The following is a 545-nucleotide window of genomic DNA, read 5'->3' as shown; positions in this document are numbered from 1 at the left end:
CCCGCCGTCCCCGGTTTCGTGGGCCGCCACGAAGCGCTGCGGGAAGTCGAGGACCGGCTGACGGCCGCGGCGCAGGGCGGCCCCGCCGCGCCCGTCGTCATCACCGGCTCGCCCGGCGTCGGCAAGACGACGCTGGCGGTGCATCTCGGACACCGGCTGCGCCCGGCCTTCCCGGACGGGCAGTGGTACGTACGACTGCTGGGCGCGGGTGACCGGCCGCGCGATCCGTCCGAGGTGCTGGCCGCGCTGCTGCTCGCCTCCGGAATGGACGCGGCCGCGACCCCGCAGACGCTGGACGACCAAGCGGCGGCCTTCCGCGGCCGGTTGGCCGATCGCCGGGTGCTCCTCGTGCTCGACGACGCCGCGGACGCCGAGCAGGTGCGGCCGCTGCTGCCCGGTACCCCGGGGGTGGCGGTGCTGGTCACCAGCCGTCCCGAGCTGCGCGGACTCGGCGTCAGCCATGCCGCGCACGTCGTACGGCTGCAGGTGCTGGACCCCGACGAGGCGCACACCCTGCTGTCCGGCGTGCTCGGCGACCGGCGGCT

General features: G+C 76.5%; 1 protein-coding gene. It reads left to right on the top strand.

All coding sequences use genetic code 11. The features are described 5' to 3' along the window. The coding region (locus G3I40_RS41275; protein WP_164559936.1) for an AAA family ATPase at nt 1-545 on the top strand (545 nt) is incomplete at both ends.

Source organism: Streptomyces sp. SID14478 (assembly GCF_010548525.1).
Lineage (GTDB): Bacteria > Actinomycetota > Actinomycetes > Streptomycetales > Streptomycetaceae > Streptomyces.
This window is presented reverse-complemented; position numbering and strand designations above follow the sequence as displayed.